Genomic DNA, 14,428 nt, shown 5'->3' on the forward strand with positions numbered 1-14,428 from the left:
GAAGCGCTCGAACAGCTGGGCCGCGACCGCGGGGTCGACCCCGGGCCCGTTGTCGTGGACGCGAAGGACGGCGTCGTCGCCCTCGCGGGTCACCGAGACGGCCACCTCGCTCCCGGCCGGCGTGTGCGTGCGCGCGTTGGCGAGCAGGTTCGCCACGACCTGGTGGAGCCGAGACGCGTCGCCGGCGAGTTCGACGGGTTCGTCGCCGACGTCGATGGTCCATGAGTGGTCGGGTCCGGCGGGCCGCGCGTCCCCGACCGCCTCCACCGCGAGACGCGTGAGGTCGACCGTGCCGAAGACGAGTTCCTGGCCCTCGTCGAGCCGGGCGAGCAGCAGCAGATCCTCGACCAGCGTCGTCATGCGGATCGACTGGGCGAGGATCCGCTCGAGCGACTGCTCGGTGGTCTCGACGGCCATTGCGGTTCGCTGACGCGACTCGTCATCGTGGGCCTGGCGCATGGCGCGCAGCGAGAGCTCCGAGAACCCGCGGATGGATGCCAGGGGCGTGCGCAGCTCATGACTGGCGTCCGCGACGAATCGGCGCATCAGTTCTTCGTTGCGTTGGCGGGCGGAAAGTGAGGCGTCGACACGGTCGAGAAGCGTGTTGAGGGCCGCGCCGACCTGCCCGATCTCGGTGTGGTCGTCGACCTGTTCGGTGGGCACGCGCTCGGTGATCGACACGTCGCCCTGATCCATGCGGATAGACGCGACGCGCGTCGCCGTCTCGGACACCGCCTTGAGGGGCCGAAGTCCCAGGCGGATCACGAGCGCGATGACGGCGGCGAGGAGCAGAAGCCCACCGGTCGTGACCAGGGCGACCGTGGTGAGGATGGCACCGATCGTGCCGGTGACCTGTGACAGGGGAAGCCCGACGAGAAGGACCTCGTCACTGCCGGCCGTGCCGTAGGGGCGGACGAGGTATTCGCCGAGGTTCGGCAGTTCCACCGTGCGCGAGGCGGGGCTCGACGAGGCGAGGCTCTCCACGATCTGCGCGAGCTCGTCGGCGGTCAGGGCGCGGGAGTTCCCGTCGTCGACGACCGCCCCCGTCGTCCCGCCGAGGCGCGTCTTCATGACCATGAGGGTGCCGTTGTCGAACGGCCCCGAGTCCAGGACGTTCTCGGCCGTGCTCTGCAGATTGATGCGCGGCTGGGCGAGCGAGGCGACGTCGCCGACCTCCGCCTCGAGGTTGTTCAGCAGCACCTGGCTGAGGATCGCGCTGGTGGACACCCCGATCATGATGAGGATGAACGCGACCATGCCGATGACCGCCGTCATCAGGCGTGCCTGCAGGCTCCACGGCCGACCGAGCCGCCGAGATCGGTCGGGCGGGGGAGACACCGTTGGCTCCGGCCGCGGGGGAGTCGTCACTGCGGCGCTTTGATCATGTAGCCGACGCCGCGGACCGTGTGGATGAGCGGCTCGTGACCCGCGTCGATCTTCTTGCGCAGGTACGAGATGTACAGCTCGACGACGCTCGAGCGGCCGCCGAAGTCGTAGTTCCAGACCCGGTCGAGGATCTGCGCCTTCGACACGACACGGCGCTGGTTCCGCATGAGGAATCGCAGCAGCTCGAACTCGGTCGCCGTCAGCTCGATCTCCTGACCCGCGCGCACGACCTCGTGGCTGTCCTCGTTGAGCGACAGGTCGCCCACGCGCAGGATCGGCTCCGCGTCGCGCGTCAGAGCGGTACCGGCGCGGCGCATCAGCCCGCGCAGACGCGCCACGACCTCCTCGAGGCTGAAGGGCTTCGTGACGTAGTCGTCGCCACCCGCGGTGAGACCGGCGACGCGGTCCGCGACGGCGTCCTTCGCGGTCAGGAAGAGGACCGGCACGTCGTTGCCGGAGTGACGCAGCCGCTGCAGGACCGCCATGCCGTCGAGGTCGGGCATCATGATGTCGAGCACCATGGCATCCGGAGCGAAGTCGCGCGCGGCCTGCAGGGCGTCGAAGCCGGAGCCCGCTGTGCGGACGTCCCATCCCTCCATGCGCAGAGCCATCGAGAGGAGGTCGGTGAGCATCTGCTCGTCGTCGACGACGAGGACGCGCAGGGCGCTCCCGTCGGGGCGAGTGAAGGCGGGAGCGGTGGCGGTCACGGTCATGGAACTCATTGTGCGCTCGTATCTATGAGCTTTCTATGGCGTGGCTTATGGGAATCCTGAGAGCGAGCTGCGCGCCAGCCGACAACGGCCATCAGGACGACGCCGATCGCCGCTCCCGAGGTGTTCGCGATCACGTCGCGCACGTCGGCGACGCGGGTGGGGAGGAACAGGAGCTGCGTCGTCTCGATCGCGGAGCTGATGAGCAGGCCCGCCGCGATACCGTGCCACCACCGTCCGCCCCACAGCAGGACGAGCACGCCGAGGGGCGCGAACATCACCACGTTGGCGGTGAACTCGACCCCGTCGAAAGTGATCCACGCGGTCGGCGGCCAGCCGCGGGCGGCGCGGAGGATCGCGTGCAGGATGCCGCCGACGTTCTCGTCGTAGATCGTGGGACGCAGCGTCATCCACCAGACTCCCGCGGCGTACAACGCCGAAGCGGCGACGAGCAGAGCCCGTCGCCGCCTCGTCACCTGCACCGTCAGTGAGTGTCCTCTGCCTCGATCTCGGTGCGGTCGCCCGACCAGAGGGTGTGGAACGTGCCCTCCTTGTCGACGCGACGGTACGTGTGCGCACCGAAGAAGTCGCGCTGGCCCTGAATGAGCGCCGCGGGGAGGCGCTCGGCGCGCAGGCCGTCGTAGTACGCCAGCGACGAGCTGAACGCGGGGGCGGGGATGCCGCTCGCCGCGGACAGCGCGACGATGTGGCGCCAGGCGTCCTGGGCGCGGCCGAGGGCCTCGACGAAGTACGGCGCGGTCAGCAGCACGGGGAGCGTGGCCTCGGCGTCGTATGCCTCGGCGATGCGGTTGAGGAACTGGGCGCGGATGATGCAGCCGCCGCGCCAGATCTTCGACACCGCGCCGAGGTCGATGTTCCAGTCGTACTGGGCCGCGCCGGCGCGGATCTCGTCGAAGCCCTGAGAGTAGGCGACGATCTTCGAGGCGTACAGCGCGAGGCGCACCTGCTCGATGAACGCGTCGGCATCCTCGCCCGAGAGCAGGTCGGTGCCAGAGGGGCCGGGGAGCTCGCGCGAGACCTCGCGCTGCTCGGGGTGGCTCGACAGCGACCGCGCGAAGGTGGCCTCCGCGATACCCGAGACGGGGACGCCCAGGTCGAGGGCCGTCTGCACGGTCCAGGCGCCGGTGCCCTTGGCGCCGGCCTGGTCGAGGATGACGTCGACGAGGGGCTTGCCGGTCTCGGCATCCGTCTGACGCAGGACCTCGGCGGTGATCTCGATGAGGTACGACTCCAACTCGCCGCGGTTCCACTCGGCGAACACGTCGGCGATCTCGGCGGGGGTCTTGCCGGTGGCGCGACGGATGAGGTCGTATGCCTCTGCGATGAGCTGCATGTCGGCGTACTCGATGCCGTTGTGCACCATCTTCACGAAGTGGCCGGCTCCGTCGTGGCCCACGTGGGTCACGCACGCCTCGCCCTCGGCGACCGCGGCGATGGAGGTCAGGATCGGGCCGAGCGTCTGCCACGACTCGTCCGAGCCGCCGGGCATGAGCGAGGGGCCCAGAAGGGCGCCCTCCTCACCGCCCGAGACACCCATGCCGACGTAGTTGATCCCCGTCTCGCGGACGGCCTTCTCGCGGCGGATCGTGTCGGTGAAGAGGGCGTTGCCGCCGTCGACGATGATGTCGCCGGGCTCGAACACCTTGACCAGCTCGTCGATGACGAAGTCGGTGGGGCGACCGGCCTTGACCATGATGATCGCGGTGCGAGGCTTCGACAGCGACGCGGCGAAGTCCTCGTACGAGAACGACGCGACGAAGTTCGCCTCGGGGTGCGCTTCGAGCAGCTCGTCGGTCTTCGAACGCGAGCGATTGAACACCGCGACGGTGTTGCCCTCGCGGCTGGCGAGGTTGCGTGCGAGGTTGGACCCCATCACCGCCAAGCCGACGACGCCGATGTTCGCGTGGGCCTGACCGTCGCCCTGCGGGCGCGAATCGGCCTCGGCGGTGGGACGCGCGACCTCTTCGGGGCCGGGCGCACCCTCGTGCACCTGCGCGGCCTCGTGCGGGGCCTGGTCCTGGTCGGTCGAGGGTCCGGTCGGGGAGGGGGTGGACGTCATGCGTTTGCTCCGTATTCAGGTGCGAGGAAGGGTGGGCGATTCACGCGGGCCGCCTCCGCCACTTTATCGGCTCGGCCTTTGCGTGTTTCAGGGGGTGATGGTGGGGAGGCTGAGTCGGTCGATGACCTCCTCGACCTGCTGGGAGGGAGTCAGATCGAGGTCGACGCGGATCGCCCGCTCATCGGCATCCGGCATCTGCAGGGTCTCGAACTGCGAGGTGAGCAGCGACGGCGGCATGTAGTGCCCCTGGCGGCGCAGCAGACGCTCGAGCACGAGAGCGGGGTCGCCCATGAGGAGGACGAACGTGACCTCGTCCCGGCGCAGCACGTCACGGTAACTGCGCTTCAGTGCGGAGCACGTGATGATCCCGGGGCGGCCGGCCGCGATCTGTCCGTCGATCCACGCCGCGACGCGGTCGAGCCACGGCCAGCGGTCGTTGTCGTTGAGGGCGTGACCGGATGCCATCTTGGCGACGTTCTCGGCGGGGTGAAGGTCGTCGCCCTCTTGGAAGTCCCACCCGAGGCGTCCGGCGAGCATGCTCGCGACGGTGGATTTGCCGGTCCCGGCGGGACCCATGAACACGAGGACGGGGGGTGTGGTGACCATGAGCTCTCTCTTCGTCGATCGGTCGGTCAGAGGGTGGGGCGGACTTCGGTCAGCACCGCCGCGACGTAGCGGCGGGTGTGCTCCTCGGCGGCATCGGCGTCGGCGCGGCCGATTGCGGCGGCCGTCTCGACGTGGTTGTCGAGGGCGTCGGGGTTCGGGATGCCGGGGGTCAGTCCGTGGAGGGCGCGTCCCTCGATTGCGGCGGCGATCGGCGCCCGGGCGGCTGCGAGCATGAGATTCCCGCTCGAGACGAGGATCAGGTCGTGGAACGCGATGTCGGCCGCGAGGTACTCGGGGGAGTCGCCGAGGCCCGCAGCTCCCAGGCGGGCGAGCTCGTCGGCGAGGCGGAGCAGCTCGCCGCGCTGCAGGTCGGTGGCGCGGCGGGCGCTGAGGCGCGCAGCCGCCGGTTCGATCGCGGCCCGCAGTTCCGTCGTGTTCGCGATGAGCTGGTCGCGGCGGCGTCCGGCGAGCTGCCACCCGATCAATCGCGTGTCCAGGGCGCTCCAGTCGACCGCGGGGCGCACCGTGATGCCGACCCGACGCCGTTGCTCGAGCATGCCCATCGCCTCGAGCACGCGCACGGCTTCGCGCACGACGGTGCGGGAGACGGCGTACTCGGACTCGAGCGCCGCGAGAGTCAGGACGCGACCCGCGGGCAGGTCGCCGTCGACGATGCGCATCCCGATGGCATCCACCAACGAGCCGTGCGACGCTCGGGCCATCCGTCCCTCCTGAGTTGTTTGATACGACCATATCTTGTCAAAAATATGATCATTGTGTGAGGATTTGCGGGCGTGAGTCGGTGATCGGCTTCGCGGCCGCTCTCACCGTCTTCAGACTCGGAGAACCCCCATGACCGCCTCGAACGCCGATCTCTTCGACGTGTCCGACCGCTTGGCTCTCGTGACCGGCTCGTCTCGCGGCCTCGGCCGGGGCTTGGCGCTGACCCTCGCACGCGGCGGAGCGCGGCTGATCGTGCACGGACGGGACGCGGATGCCGTGGAGCAGACGCGCGCCGAAGCCGAAGAGCTGTCGGGTCGTCCCGCGCACGCCGTGACCTTCGACGTCAGCGACGCCGGCGCCGTCGAGAGCGCCGTCGCGGATCTGCTCGACAACGTCGGGGCGCCCGACATCCTCGTCAACAACGCGGGCGTGCAGCGCCGCGCGCCCATCCACGAGTTCCCGGTCGCCGACTGGGACGACATCGTCGCCGCGAACCTTTCGGGCGTCTTCTACGTCTCGCGCTTCATCACGCCCGCGATGGTCGCTCGGGGCTCGGGCAAGGTCGTCAACGTCGCGTCCGTGCAGTCGCGCCTCGCGCGTCAGACGATCGCGCCGTACTCGGCGACGAAGGGCGGTGTCGCGCAGCTGACCGCCGGCATGGCCGCCGACCTCGCGCGGTTCGGCATCCAGGTCAACGCGCTCAGCCCTGGTTACTTCGCGACCGAGATGAACCGCGCCCTGGTCGACGATCCCGAGTTCACGCGCTGGCTGACGCAGCGCACGCCTGCGGCCCGATGGGGCGACGTCGACGAACTGCGGGGGGCGCTGCTGTTCCTCGCGTCCGACGCGTCGAGCTTCGTCTCGGGTCAGAACATCTTCGTCGACGGCGGGATGACAGCGGTCGTCTGACCGCGGAGAGGAATCACCGATGAAGTCTCTGCTGATCGAGAAGGCGCTCACCGCTGAGGTGCGCGACGTGCCCATCCCCGAGCCCGGCAAGGGGCAGGTGCGCCTGCGTGTCGAGTACGTCGGCATCTGCGGGTCGGACCTGCACTACTACTACGAGGGCGCGAACGGGGCGTTCGTGGTTCGGGAACCCCTGGTCCCCGGTCACGAGCTCTCCGGCCGCGTCGACCTCGACCCCTCCGGCGCTCTGGCGCCGGGGACGCCGGTCACCGTCCACCCCGCGCGCTTCGGCACGCCGCGCGAGGGCATCGAGAACGCCCCGCACCTGTGGCCGGGCGGGTCATATCTCGGCAGCGCGTCGACCTGGCCGCACACGCAGGGCGCGGCATCCGAGTACCTGATCGTCGAGGCCGACATGGTGCGAGTCCTTCCCGACGGTCTGCCCGTGCGCCGTGCGGTTCTCGCCGAGCCGCTCGCGGTCGCGCTGCACGCGCTCGGCAAGGCCGGTCCCGTCGAGGGGCTCGACGTGCTCGTCACCGGTTCCGGGCCGATCGGCCTGATGGCCGTGGCTGCGGCCGTCGCTGCCGGTGCACGCGTCACCGCCACCGACGTGCTCGCGGGCCCGCTCGAGCGGGCGGCGGCGCTCGGCGCGTCGGCGACCGTCGATGTCTCCGCCGACGCGGTGGAATCGGGTGCCTATGCGGTGGTCCTGGAGTGCTCGGGCGTGCCGGTGTCGATCTCGACCGCGCTGAAGGCCGTCCGCCCCGGTGGCACCGTCGTGCAGGTCGGCATGCTCCCCGACGATCCGCGACCGGTGAACCTCGCCCCCTTCATCTCGAAAGAGGTGCGCTATCTCGGCGCGTTCCGCTTCCGCGACGAGATCGATCAGGCGGTCGCGCTGCTCGCGGCGAACCCCGGCATCGAGAGCGCGCTCACGCACGAGTTCGCGGTGACGGATGCCGCCGAGGCCTTCGCCACGGCGCGGGACTCGCAGCGCTCGGGCAAGGTCGTCTTCGCCCTCTGAGGAACAATGACGCCCCGGTGGTCGCTGCCACCGGGGCGTCGTCATTCGTGCGTCAGTCGTCGCTGCGGACCGCCGTGAACCGGCGCGTGACGGCGATGTCGCGCTCGCCGAGGCCACGGTCGACGATCTCGTCGAAGGCGGCGCGGAGGGCGGGAAGCAGTGCCGGGCGCGTGTCGGTCGCGGCCGCGATATCGGCGGCGAAGCGCAGGTCCTTGACCATGTAGCCGGCGACGCCGCTGGGGGAGTCGTCGCCGGTCACGAGCTTCTCGCGGCGGCTGGCGAGCAGGTTCGACCCCGCGTACCCGCCGCCGAGCAGTTCCCAGAGCGCCGCGGGGTCGACGTCGGACCGGGCGGCGAGCTCGGTTGCCTCACCGAGGGCGAGGATGGTCGCCGCCACGACCATCTGGTTGCACGCCTTGGCCACCTCTCCCGCGCCGAGGGGGCCGAGACGGATGGGGGTGCCGCAAGGCGCGAGGAGCTCCGCGGCGAGATCGGCGACGGCGCTGTCTCCGCCGAGCATGATCGAGAGGGTCCCGGCCTTCGCGCCGTCCTCGCCGCCCGAGACAGGGCAGTCGACGACCCGGATGCCGGTGGGCAGCCGTTCCGCCAGCTCGCGCACGCCGACCGGAGAGGATGTCGACCCGATCATCAGGAGGAAAGGGCGCCCGTCGATGCCCGCGAGCAGCCCGTCGGGGCCGTCGAGGTGCTCCTCGAGCTGCGGGAGGTCGGGGAGCATGACGAGGACGGCGTCGGTGGCCGCCGCGAGTTCTCGCGCCGTCGACGCCCACGCGGCTCCCGCCGCGGTCAGTGCGTCGCGCTCTCGGCGGGCGTGGACGGTCAGGGCCCCGCGCGCGGACAGCAGATGCTGCGCCATGGGCTCGCCCATGGCGCCGAGGCCCCAGACGCCGAGGCGCACCTCGGCGGCGGGGGGAAGGGTGCCGGTCTCTTCGTCGAGCGTCGTCATGTCGGCATCCTATCGGCTAGACAATAGGTTGAACAGGGTTCAGTATGGTGAACGACGTTGGACGAGTCCGCGACGGGCGACCAGCCTCGCGGCGAGAGGAGACGACGACGATGTCGACACGCAAGAGCTTACGCGCGGTGGTGGCGGTGCCCCTGAAAGAGGAGCACTGCGAACTGATCGAGCGCCTCGAGCCGCGCGTCGAGCTGATGCGCGACGCCTCGCTCACGCACCCGATGCGCGGGCCCGCCGACTGGTCGGGTGACCCGGCGCACGAGCGCTCGGCTGACGAGCAGCGCGCATTCGACGACATGGTCGACTCGGCGGACGCGCTCTTCGGCATCCCGGACGTCGATCCCGCCGCCCTCGCACGGACCGTCGCCGCCAATCCGAAGCTGCGGTGGGTGATGACGACCGCTGCGGGCGGAGGAGGGCAGGTGAAGGCGGCCGATCTCGACCGCGCGGCGCTGGATCGCATCGTCTTCACCACCAGCGCCGGCGTCCACGGGGGACCGCTCGCCGAGTTCGCGGTGTTCGGCGTCCTCGCCGGCGCGAAGGACCTGCCGCGGCTCGCGCAGCAGCAGGCGGATCGACGCTGGACCGATCGCTGGGAGATGCGCCAGGTCGACGAGATGACCGTGCTCGTCGTCGGGCTCGGGGGAATCGGGGCGGAGTGCGCGCGCCGCTTCCACGCGCTGGGCGCCGAGGTGTGGGGGACGACGCGCTCCGGCACCCCCGTGGACGGGGTCGACCGCCTCGTCTCGCTCGACGAGCTGGCCACGGCGGTGAGCGAGGTGGATGCCATCGTCGTCACCCTGCCGGGAACCGATCAGACGCATCACCTGATCGGCGCCGAGGTTCTCGCCGCGGTGAAGCCGGGGGTGATCGTCGCGAGCGTCGGTCGCGGGACCGTGATCGATGAGACGGAGCTCCTCGCGGCTCTCGACGACGGACGCGTGTCGTTCGCCGCCCTCGACGTGTTCGAGGTGGAGCCCCTCCCGGAGGAGTCGCCGCTGTGGCGGCATCCGAGAGTCCTCGTCAGCCCGCACACGGCCGCGCTCAACAGCAAAGAGGAGGAGCGCATCGCGCGCCGGTTCGCAGAGAACGCCACGCGCCTGCTCGACGGCGAGCCGATGCGCGCGGTTGTCGATACGGTCGAGTTCTATTGACCTGTCGCGGCCCTCGCGACTCCGGTTCGACGGGAGGACGCCGTGAGTGATGACGAAGCGAGCGCGATCGCGCGCGATCCGGCTCCAGCCGTCGGGCGCAGCATCCGTCTTCTCGGCCTGCTCGCCGAGGCGGGTCGCGCGCTGACGCTCACCGAGCTGGCGGCGGGCCTCGGGCTCGCGAAATCGTCGACGGCCAATCTGTGCCTGTCGCTGGAGGCGGGGCGCATGATCGAGCGCGTGCCGCTCGGCTACCGTCTCGGGATCCGCACGGCAGAACTCGGGGGAGCGTTCGCCGCGCAGTTCAACCAGGTGCGCGAGTTCTACGCCGTCTGCGAGACCTCTCCGGCCCTCTCGTCCGAGCTCGTGCAGGTCGCGGTCCTCGATGACGCCGACGCCCTTTATCTGGCGCGCTACGAGGGCTCGCGCTCCGTGCGGCTCGGGACCCCGCTCGGCTCGCGCCTGCCCGCGGCCCTGTCCGCCACGGGGCGCGCGCTGCTGATGACCCGCAGCGACGACGACGTCCGGGCGCTGCTGACGCGAGGGCGTCCGCTGCCGAAGCTGACGGAGCACAGCACGGTCGACGTCGAGGGCGTCATCGCCAAGCTCGCCGCGGCGCGGGAGCGCGGGTGGTCGGTCGACGAGGAGGAGTCGTTCCGCGGCATCGTCGGCGTCGCCGTGCCGCTCGAGGGGTGGGCGCCCGGTGATCCGCAGCTCGCCCTCGGCGTCGGCATCCCCGTCGCGGATGCCACCCCCGAACGCGTCGCCCGTGTCGGTGCCGCGCTGCGCGAGGCGGCGAAGGCGCTGACGAACCCGTTCAGCGCGTCGCGCTCGCGCTGAGGAGCGCCTCCTCCGCCTCGGAAGGGGCGGTGATCGTGGTGTCCGCGGGAGGGGAGACAAATCCTGCGTCCAACATATTGAACTGTGTCCACAGGGTTGGTACAGTCGCGGAAGTCGAAAGACCCCAGCCGATCGAAGGAGATGGCCGTGACCACTGCATCCACACCGACGCCGCAGCCGCAGGATGACCCCGAGTACGCTGCCAATCTGCGTCGCGCCACCCTCGCATCGAGCATCGGTAGCGCGCTGGAGTACTTCGACTTCGCGCTCTACGGCCTCTCGACGGCGTTGATCTTCAACGTCCTGTTCTTCTCGCAGGACAACCCGGCCCTCGCCACGGTCGCGGCCTTCGCGACCTACGGTGTGGGATTCCTCGCCCGCCCCTTCGGCGGACTGTTCTTCGGCGTCCTGGGCGACAAGCTCGGCCGCAAGTGGGTGCTGGTCATCACGATCCTGCTGATGGGCGGGGCGTCCACGGCCATCGGCCTGCTCCCGACCTACGAGGCCGTCGGCATCCTCGCGCCGATCCTTCTCGTCATCATGCGTCTGCTGCAGGGCTTCGGCGCCGGCGCCGAACAGGCCGGTGCCACCGTGCTCATGGCCGAGTACGCGCCGGTCAAGCGCCGCGGGTTCTTCTCGGCGCTGCCGTTCATCGGCATCCAGGCGGGCACGCTGCTCGCGGCCGTCGTCTTCAGCCTCATCTCGCTGCTTCCCGAGGACCAGTTGCTCAGCTGGGGCTGGCGCGTGCCGTTCCTCGCGTCGTTCGTGCTCATCCTGCTCGCGCTGTTCATCCGCATGCGCCTGCGCGAGACCCCGACGTTCATCGAGCTCGAGAAGAGCGAGCAGATCGCCGAGCGCCCGATCCGCGACATCTTCACGCGGGGCCTGCCGGGCGTCATCGTGGGCATCGGCCTGCGCATGGCCGAGAACGGCGGCTCGTACATGTTCAACACCCTCGCGCTGACGTTCTTCGTCGCCTCCGTGGGTGGCCAGGCCGACCGCAGCCTGCTGACCTGGGGTGTCACGCTCGGCTCGCTCATCGGCATCTTCTCGGTGCCCCTGACGGGCGCGCTGTCCGACCGTATGGGTCGCCGCACCGTCTACCGCATGGGTGCGCTGTTCATGCTGGTCTTCACCTTCCCCGCCTGGTGGCTGATCTCGCTCGGGAGCTACCCGATCACGATCGCCGTGATCGCGATCGGCATCGGCGTCGCCGTCAACTCGATGCTCGGACCGCAGTGCGCCATGCTCCCCGAGCTGTTCGGCAACCGTCACCGCTACCTGGGCGTGGCGATGGCGCGCGAGATCTCGGCCGTTCTCGCCGGTGGCCTCGCGGGAGTCCTCGGCGCGTACATCATCGCCGTGAGCGGGGCGAACTGGCTCCTCCTCGCGATCTACATGGGGACGCTCGCGCTCATCACGACCGCCTCGACGTTCCTCGTCCCCGAGACGCTCCGTCGCGACCTCACGCGTACCGACGACGCCATCAAGGTGTCGCGCGACGAGGCGGGCGAGGGTGTGGATGCCACGACCGTGACCGTTCGAACGATCCGGTGACCCGTATCGCCCGCGTGCGGACGACGGAGGGCGTCCGCACTGTTCGGCTCGACGGAGAACGGTTCGTGCCGATCGCCGACCCCTACGCCGCGTTCGCTGCGGGGGAGCAGATCACGGATGCCGGGACCCCGGTGGAGGGGACTTTCGAAGCGCCGTGCGTCCCGACGGTCGTCGTGGGAATCGCTCAGAACGGGCCCGACCACGCGGCTCCCGTCCAGGCGTGGCTGAAGAGTCCTCGTACCGTCACGGGTCCGGACCAGACGGTCGCACTCCGCCGCGACGCCGGTACGACGGTCGCCGAGGCGGAGGTCGCGGTCGTGATCGGTCGCGACACGACGGGCCTTACGGCCGAGAACGCGCACGAGTACGTGCTCGGCATGACCGCGGTGAACGATCTGTCGAGTCCCGATCGGTCGGCATTCGACCCCCGCAACTTCGAGTCGAAGTCGGGGGAGGGGTACACCCCACTGGGGCCGTACATCGACACCGCGATCGGTCTCGACGACGACGTGACGCTCCAGCTCGTCGTCGACGGGGAGCCCGTTCGCGACACGTCGGCGGGGCGCTACCCGATGTCGATGCGCGCGTGTCTCGCGTACGTCGCAGCGTGGACGACGTTGGGCCCCGGGGACGTGATCATGATGGGAGCGCCGTTCTCGGCATCCCCGATCCGTCCGGGAGTCACGGTCGAGGTCGTCGTGGGCGAGATGCGGCTGCGGACCCCGACGATCTGACGTGCGTCAGTGCTTCTTGTAGCCCGCGTTGCGGCCCATCGAGAAGAGGGCGCCGATCGCGCCGATGCCGCCGAGGAGGGCGACACCGCCGATGACCCAGAGCACGACGTGGGAGAAGAAGCCGCTGTCCATGATGATCCTTCGGGTCGGTGGGTTTCGATTCTACCGGCGCGCTCCGGTGCTCCTCGACACGCGCGGGTCGTGCGGACGCGCTCGCGCTGGTAGACTTCCGGGGAACTTCGGCGAGGGACTGTCGCACACCGTTTGGTGAACGTGGCATCCGTGATCGACGCGGTGATGCAGGCTCCCGGCTTTCCTCACGCGCTCGCGTTCGAGTCGAATCCAGACCACCGGTGCGGGCCGTGTTCCGCCCCCAAGCTGCGGGCCGCATGCCCGCGAGGAGAACATCATGTCGGAAGACAACAAGGTCGTCGCGGAGCTCCGCGAGAACTTCGGCAAGGGCTTCGCCCGTCGCCTCCGCGCCGCGGGCAAGATCCCGGCCGTCATCTACGGCCACGGCACCGAGCCCCAGCACGTCGCGCTGCCCGGTCACCAGACCGCGCTGCTCATCCGCCGCGCGAACGCCCTGCTCGACCTCGACATCGCGGGCAAGAGCCAGCTCGTGCTGGTCAAGGACGTCCAGAAGGACCCCGTGCGCCAGATCATCGAGCACATCGACCTCATCGTCGTGAAGAAGGGCGAGAAGGTCCAGGTCGACGTGCCCGTCGTCGTCATCGGCGAGCCCTTCTCCGGCACCATCGCGATGCTCGACACCGCGACCGTGTCGCTCGAGGTCGAGGCCACCCACATCCCGCAGAACGTCGAGGTCGACGTCGAGGGCGCCGAGGACGGCACGCAGATCACCGCTGCCGACCTGAAGCTCCCCGCCGGTGCGAGCCTCGTGACCGAGCCCGAGACCCTCATCGTGGGCGTCTCGGTGCCGCTCGACACGCTGGCCGCCGAGGAAGAGATCGCCGAGGCCGACGCCGAGGTCGCCGAGGAGCAGTCCGAAGAGGCCGAGGCCGCCGACAACTGACGCCGGACGGCTGCGAGTCGCAGTTCGTCGACGAGGGGGCGCGTTCTCGCGCCCCCTCGTTTCGTTTCCGGCTGGACTGTCGTTTCGGCCGAACCGAGAGAATGGATGCCATGGCAGACACGTGGGTGATCGTGGGACTGGGCAACCCGGGCCCGCGCTACGAGGCGACGCGGCACAACATCGGCCAGATGGTCGTCGACGAGCTCGCGGCGCGGCGGAGCGAAGCGTTCCGCGCACACAAGGCGAACGCCCGCGTCGCCGAGACGTGGCTGCGCCCGGGCGGCGCCAAGCTCGTGCTCGCGAAGCCGAACAGCTTCATGAACGTCTCGGGCGGTCCGGCTGCCGGGCTCGCCCGCTTCTACGACGTCGCTCCGGAGCGGGTGGTGGTCGTCCACGATGAACTCGACATCCCATACGACACCGTGAAGCTCAAGACGGGCGGCGGTCACGGCGGACACAACGGTGTCCGCGACGTCGCCAAGGCGCTGGGCACTCCGGAGTTCCCGCGCGTGCGCGTCGGCATCGGCCGCCCGGTGGGTCGGCAGGACCCAGCGGACTGGGTGCTGGATCCGTTCGGCGCGACCGAGCGTCAGACCCTGCCGATCCTCGTCTCGGATGCCGCGGACGCGGTGGAGATGCTCGTCGAGGAGGGGCTGGTCGCGGCGCAGCAGCGATTCCACGCCCCGCGCGCCTGACGAG

The 14,428-nt window shown here is 70.1% G+C and carries 16 protein-coding genes; 8 read left to right on the top strand and 8 right to left on the bottom strand.

Annotated elements, in window-relative coordinates:
• The 6 genes from P2P98_RS09450 to P2P98_RS09475 form a co-directional block, all read right to left on the bottom strand.
• A partial coding sequence (locus P2P98_RS09450; RefSeq protein WP_275799414.1) for a HAMP domain-containing sensor histidine kinase occupies positions 1-1,275 on the bottom strand: 1,275 nt, incomplete at its 3' end.
• Between the two features lie 89 nt (positions 1,276-1,364).
• Positions 1,365-2,099, bottom strand: a complete 735-nt coding sequence (locus tag P2P98_RS09455) for a response regulator transcription factor (protein ID WP_058597454.1) — start codon at positions 2,097-2,099, stop codon at positions 1,365-1,367.
• Positions 2,100-2,104: 5 nt separating this feature from the next.
• Complete coding sequence (locus tag P2P98_RS09460; protein ID WP_275799415.1) at positions 2,105-2,578, bottom strand: VanZ family protein; 474 nt, start codon at positions 2,576-2,578, stop codon at positions 2,105-2,107.
• A gap of 2 nt (positions 2,579-2,580) precedes the next feature.
• On the bottom strand, positions 2,581-4,176 hold the full coding sequence (gene gndA, locus P2P98_RS09465) for an NADP-dependent phosphogluconate dehydrogenase (RefSeq protein ID WP_275799416.1): 1,596 nt from the start codon (positions 4,174-4,176) through the stop codon (positions 2,581-2,583).
• 87 nt (positions 4,177-4,263) lie between these two features.
• Positions 4,264-4,782 (bottom strand): gluconokinase, encoded by a 519-nt coding sequence (locus P2P98_RS09470; RefSeq protein ID WP_275799417.1) that lies wholly within the window; start codon positions 4,780-4,782, stop codon positions 4,264-4,266.
• Between the two features lie 26 nt (positions 4,783-4,808).
• Positions 4,809-5,504: an FCD domain-containing protein gene (locus tag P2P98_RS09475; protein ID WP_275799419.1), complete on the bottom strand. Its 696-nt coding sequence runs from the start codon at positions 5,502-5,504 to the stop codon at positions 4,809-4,811.
• 130 nt (positions 5,505-5,634) lie between these two features.
• Here P2P98_RS09475 and P2P98_RS09480 point away from each other — a divergent pair, with 130 nt between their 5' ends.
• Together P2P98_RS09480 and P2P98_RS09485 are read left to right on the top strand one after the other, a co-directional pair.
• Complete coding sequence (locus P2P98_RS09480; protein ID WP_275799420.1) at positions 5,635-6,414, top strand: SDR family oxidoreductase; 780 nt, start codon at positions 5,635-5,637, stop codon at positions 6,412-6,414.
• Positions 6,415-6,433: 19 nt separating this feature from the next.
• Positions 6,434-7,435, top strand: a complete 1,002-nt coding sequence (locus tag P2P98_RS09485) for a zinc-binding dehydrogenase (protein ID WP_275799421.1) — start codon at positions 6,434-6,436, stop codon at positions 7,433-7,435.
• A gap of 52 nt (positions 7,436-7,487) precedes the next feature.
• On the opposite strand, the gene P2P98_RS09490 is transcribed toward P2P98_RS09485, so the two are convergent.
• Positions 7,488-8,399 carry an NAD(P)-dependent oxidoreductase gene (locus tag P2P98_RS09490; RefSeq protein ID WP_275799422.1) on the bottom strand — a complete coding sequence of 304 codons (912 nt, stop codon included), beginning with the start codon at positions 8,397-8,399 and terminating at the stop codon, positions 7,488-7,490.
• A gap of 110 nt (positions 8,400-8,509) precedes the next feature.
• On the opposite strand from P2P98_RS09490, the gene P2P98_RS09495 reads away from it, so the two are divergent.
• The 4 genes from P2P98_RS09495 to P2P98_RS09510 all read left to right on the top strand — a co-directional run bounded on the left by P2P98_RS09495 (position 8,510) and on the right by P2P98_RS09510 (position 12,693).
• The gene (locus P2P98_RS09495) at positions 8,510-9,565 is read left to right on the top strand and encodes a D-2-hydroxyacid dehydrogenase (RefSeq protein WP_275799423.1); all 1,056 of its coding nucleotides are present in this window, start codon (positions 8,510-8,512) and stop codon (positions 9,563-9,565) included.
• Between the two features lie 42 nt (positions 9,566-9,607).
• Positions 9,608-10,402 (top strand): IclR family transcriptional regulator, encoded by a 795-nt coding sequence (locus tag P2P98_RS09500; RefSeq protein ID WP_275799424.1) that lies wholly within the window; start codon positions 9,608-9,610, stop codon positions 10,400-10,402.
• 141 nt (positions 10,403-10,543) lie between these two features.
• Positions 10,544-11,959: an MFS transporter gene (locus tag P2P98_RS09505; protein WP_275799425.1), complete on the top strand. Its 1,416-nt coding sequence runs from the start codon at positions 10,544-10,546 to the stop codon at positions 11,957-11,959.
• Positions 11,956-12,693: a fumarylacetoacetate hydrolase family protein gene (locus P2P98_RS09510; protein WP_275799426.1), complete on the top strand. Its 738-nt coding sequence runs from the start codon at positions 11,956-11,958 to the stop codon at positions 12,691-12,693. Before P2P98_RS09505 ends, P2P98_RS09510 begins: the two co-directional genes overlap by 4 nt.
• A 6-nt stretch (positions 12,694-12,699) precedes the next feature.
• On the opposite strand, the gene P2P98_RS09515 is transcribed toward P2P98_RS09510, so the two are convergent.
• The gene (locus tag P2P98_RS09515; protein WP_013586064.1) at positions 12,700-12,825 is read right to left on the bottom strand and encodes a hypothetical protein; all 126 of its coding nucleotides are present in this window, start codon (positions 12,823-12,825) and stop codon (positions 12,700-12,702) included.
• Between the two features lie 277 nt (positions 12,826-13,102).
• Here P2P98_RS09515 and P2P98_RS09520 point away from each other — a divergent pair, with 277 nt between their 5' ends.
• Together P2P98_RS09520 and pth are read left to right on the top strand one after the other, a co-directional pair.
• Positions 13,103-13,729, top strand: coding sequence for a 50S ribosomal protein L25/general stress protein Ctc (locus tag P2P98_RS09520; protein ID WP_275799428.1), 627 nt, complete (start codon positions 13,103-13,105; stop codon positions 13,727-13,729).
• 110 nt (positions 13,730-13,839) lie between these two features.
• Positions 13,840-14,424, top strand: coding sequence for an aminoacyl-tRNA hydrolase (gene pth, locus P2P98_RS09525; protein WP_275799429.1), 585 nt, complete (start codon positions 13,840-13,842; stop codon positions 14,422-14,424).
• Positions 14,425-14,428: the final 4 nt, after the last annotated feature.

Source organism: Microbacterium sp. Kw_RZR3, from assembly GCF_029222405.1.
GTDB lineage: Bacteria > Actinomycetota > Actinomycetes > Actinomycetales > Microbacteriaceae > Microbacterium.

Excerpts from the sequence above, each read along its gene's own strand:
- P2P98_RS09455 (WP_058597454.1), bottom strand. The coding sequence starts at position 2,099 with ATGACCGTGACCGCCACCGCTCCCGCCTTCACTCGCCCCGACGGGAGC.
- P2P98_RS09505 (WP_275799425.1), top strand. The coding sequence starts at position 10,544 with ATGGCCGTGACCACTGCATCCACACCGACGCCGCAGCCGCAGGATGAC.
- P2P98_RS09520 (WP_275799428.1), top strand. The coding sequence starts at position 13,103 with ATGTCGGAAGACAACAAGGTCGTCGCGGAGCTCCGCGAGAACTTCGGC.
- P2P98_RS09495 (WP_275799423.1), top strand. The coding sequence starts at position 8,510 with ATGTCGACACGCAAGAGCTTACGCGCGGTGGTGGCGGTGCCCCTGAAA.
- P2P98_RS09515 (WP_013586064.1), bottom strand. The coding sequence starts at position 12,825 with ATGGACAGCGGCTTCTTCTCCCACGTCGTGCTCTGGGTCATCGGCGGT.
- P2P98_RS09470 (WP_275799417.1), bottom strand. The coding sequence starts at position 4,782 with ATGGTCACCACACCCCCCGTCCTCGTGTTCATGGGTCCCGCCGGGACC.
- P2P98_RS09490 (WP_275799422.1), bottom strand. The coding sequence starts at position 8,399 with ATGACGACGCTCGACGAAGAGACCGGCACCCTTCCCCCCGCCGCCGAG.
- P2P98_RS09485 (WP_275799421.1), top strand. The coding sequence starts at position 6,434 with ATGAAGTCTCTGCTGATCGAGAAGGCGCTCACCGCTGAGGTGCGCGAC.
- P2P98_RS09480 (WP_275799420.1), top strand. The coding sequence starts at position 5,635 with ATGACCGCCTCGAACGCCGATCTCTTCGACGTGTCCGACCGCTTGGCT.
- P2P98_RS09475 (WP_275799419.1), bottom strand. The coding sequence starts at position 5,504 with ATGGCCCGAGCGTCGCACGGCTCGTTGGTGGATGCCATCGGGATGCGC.
- pth (WP_275799429.1), top strand. The coding sequence starts at position 13,840 with ATGGCAGACACGTGGGTGATCGTGGGACTGGGCAACCCGGGCCCGCGC.
- gndA (WP_275799416.1), bottom strand. The coding sequence starts at position 4,176 with ATGACGTCCACCCCCTCCCCGACCGGACCCTCGACCGACCAGGACCAG.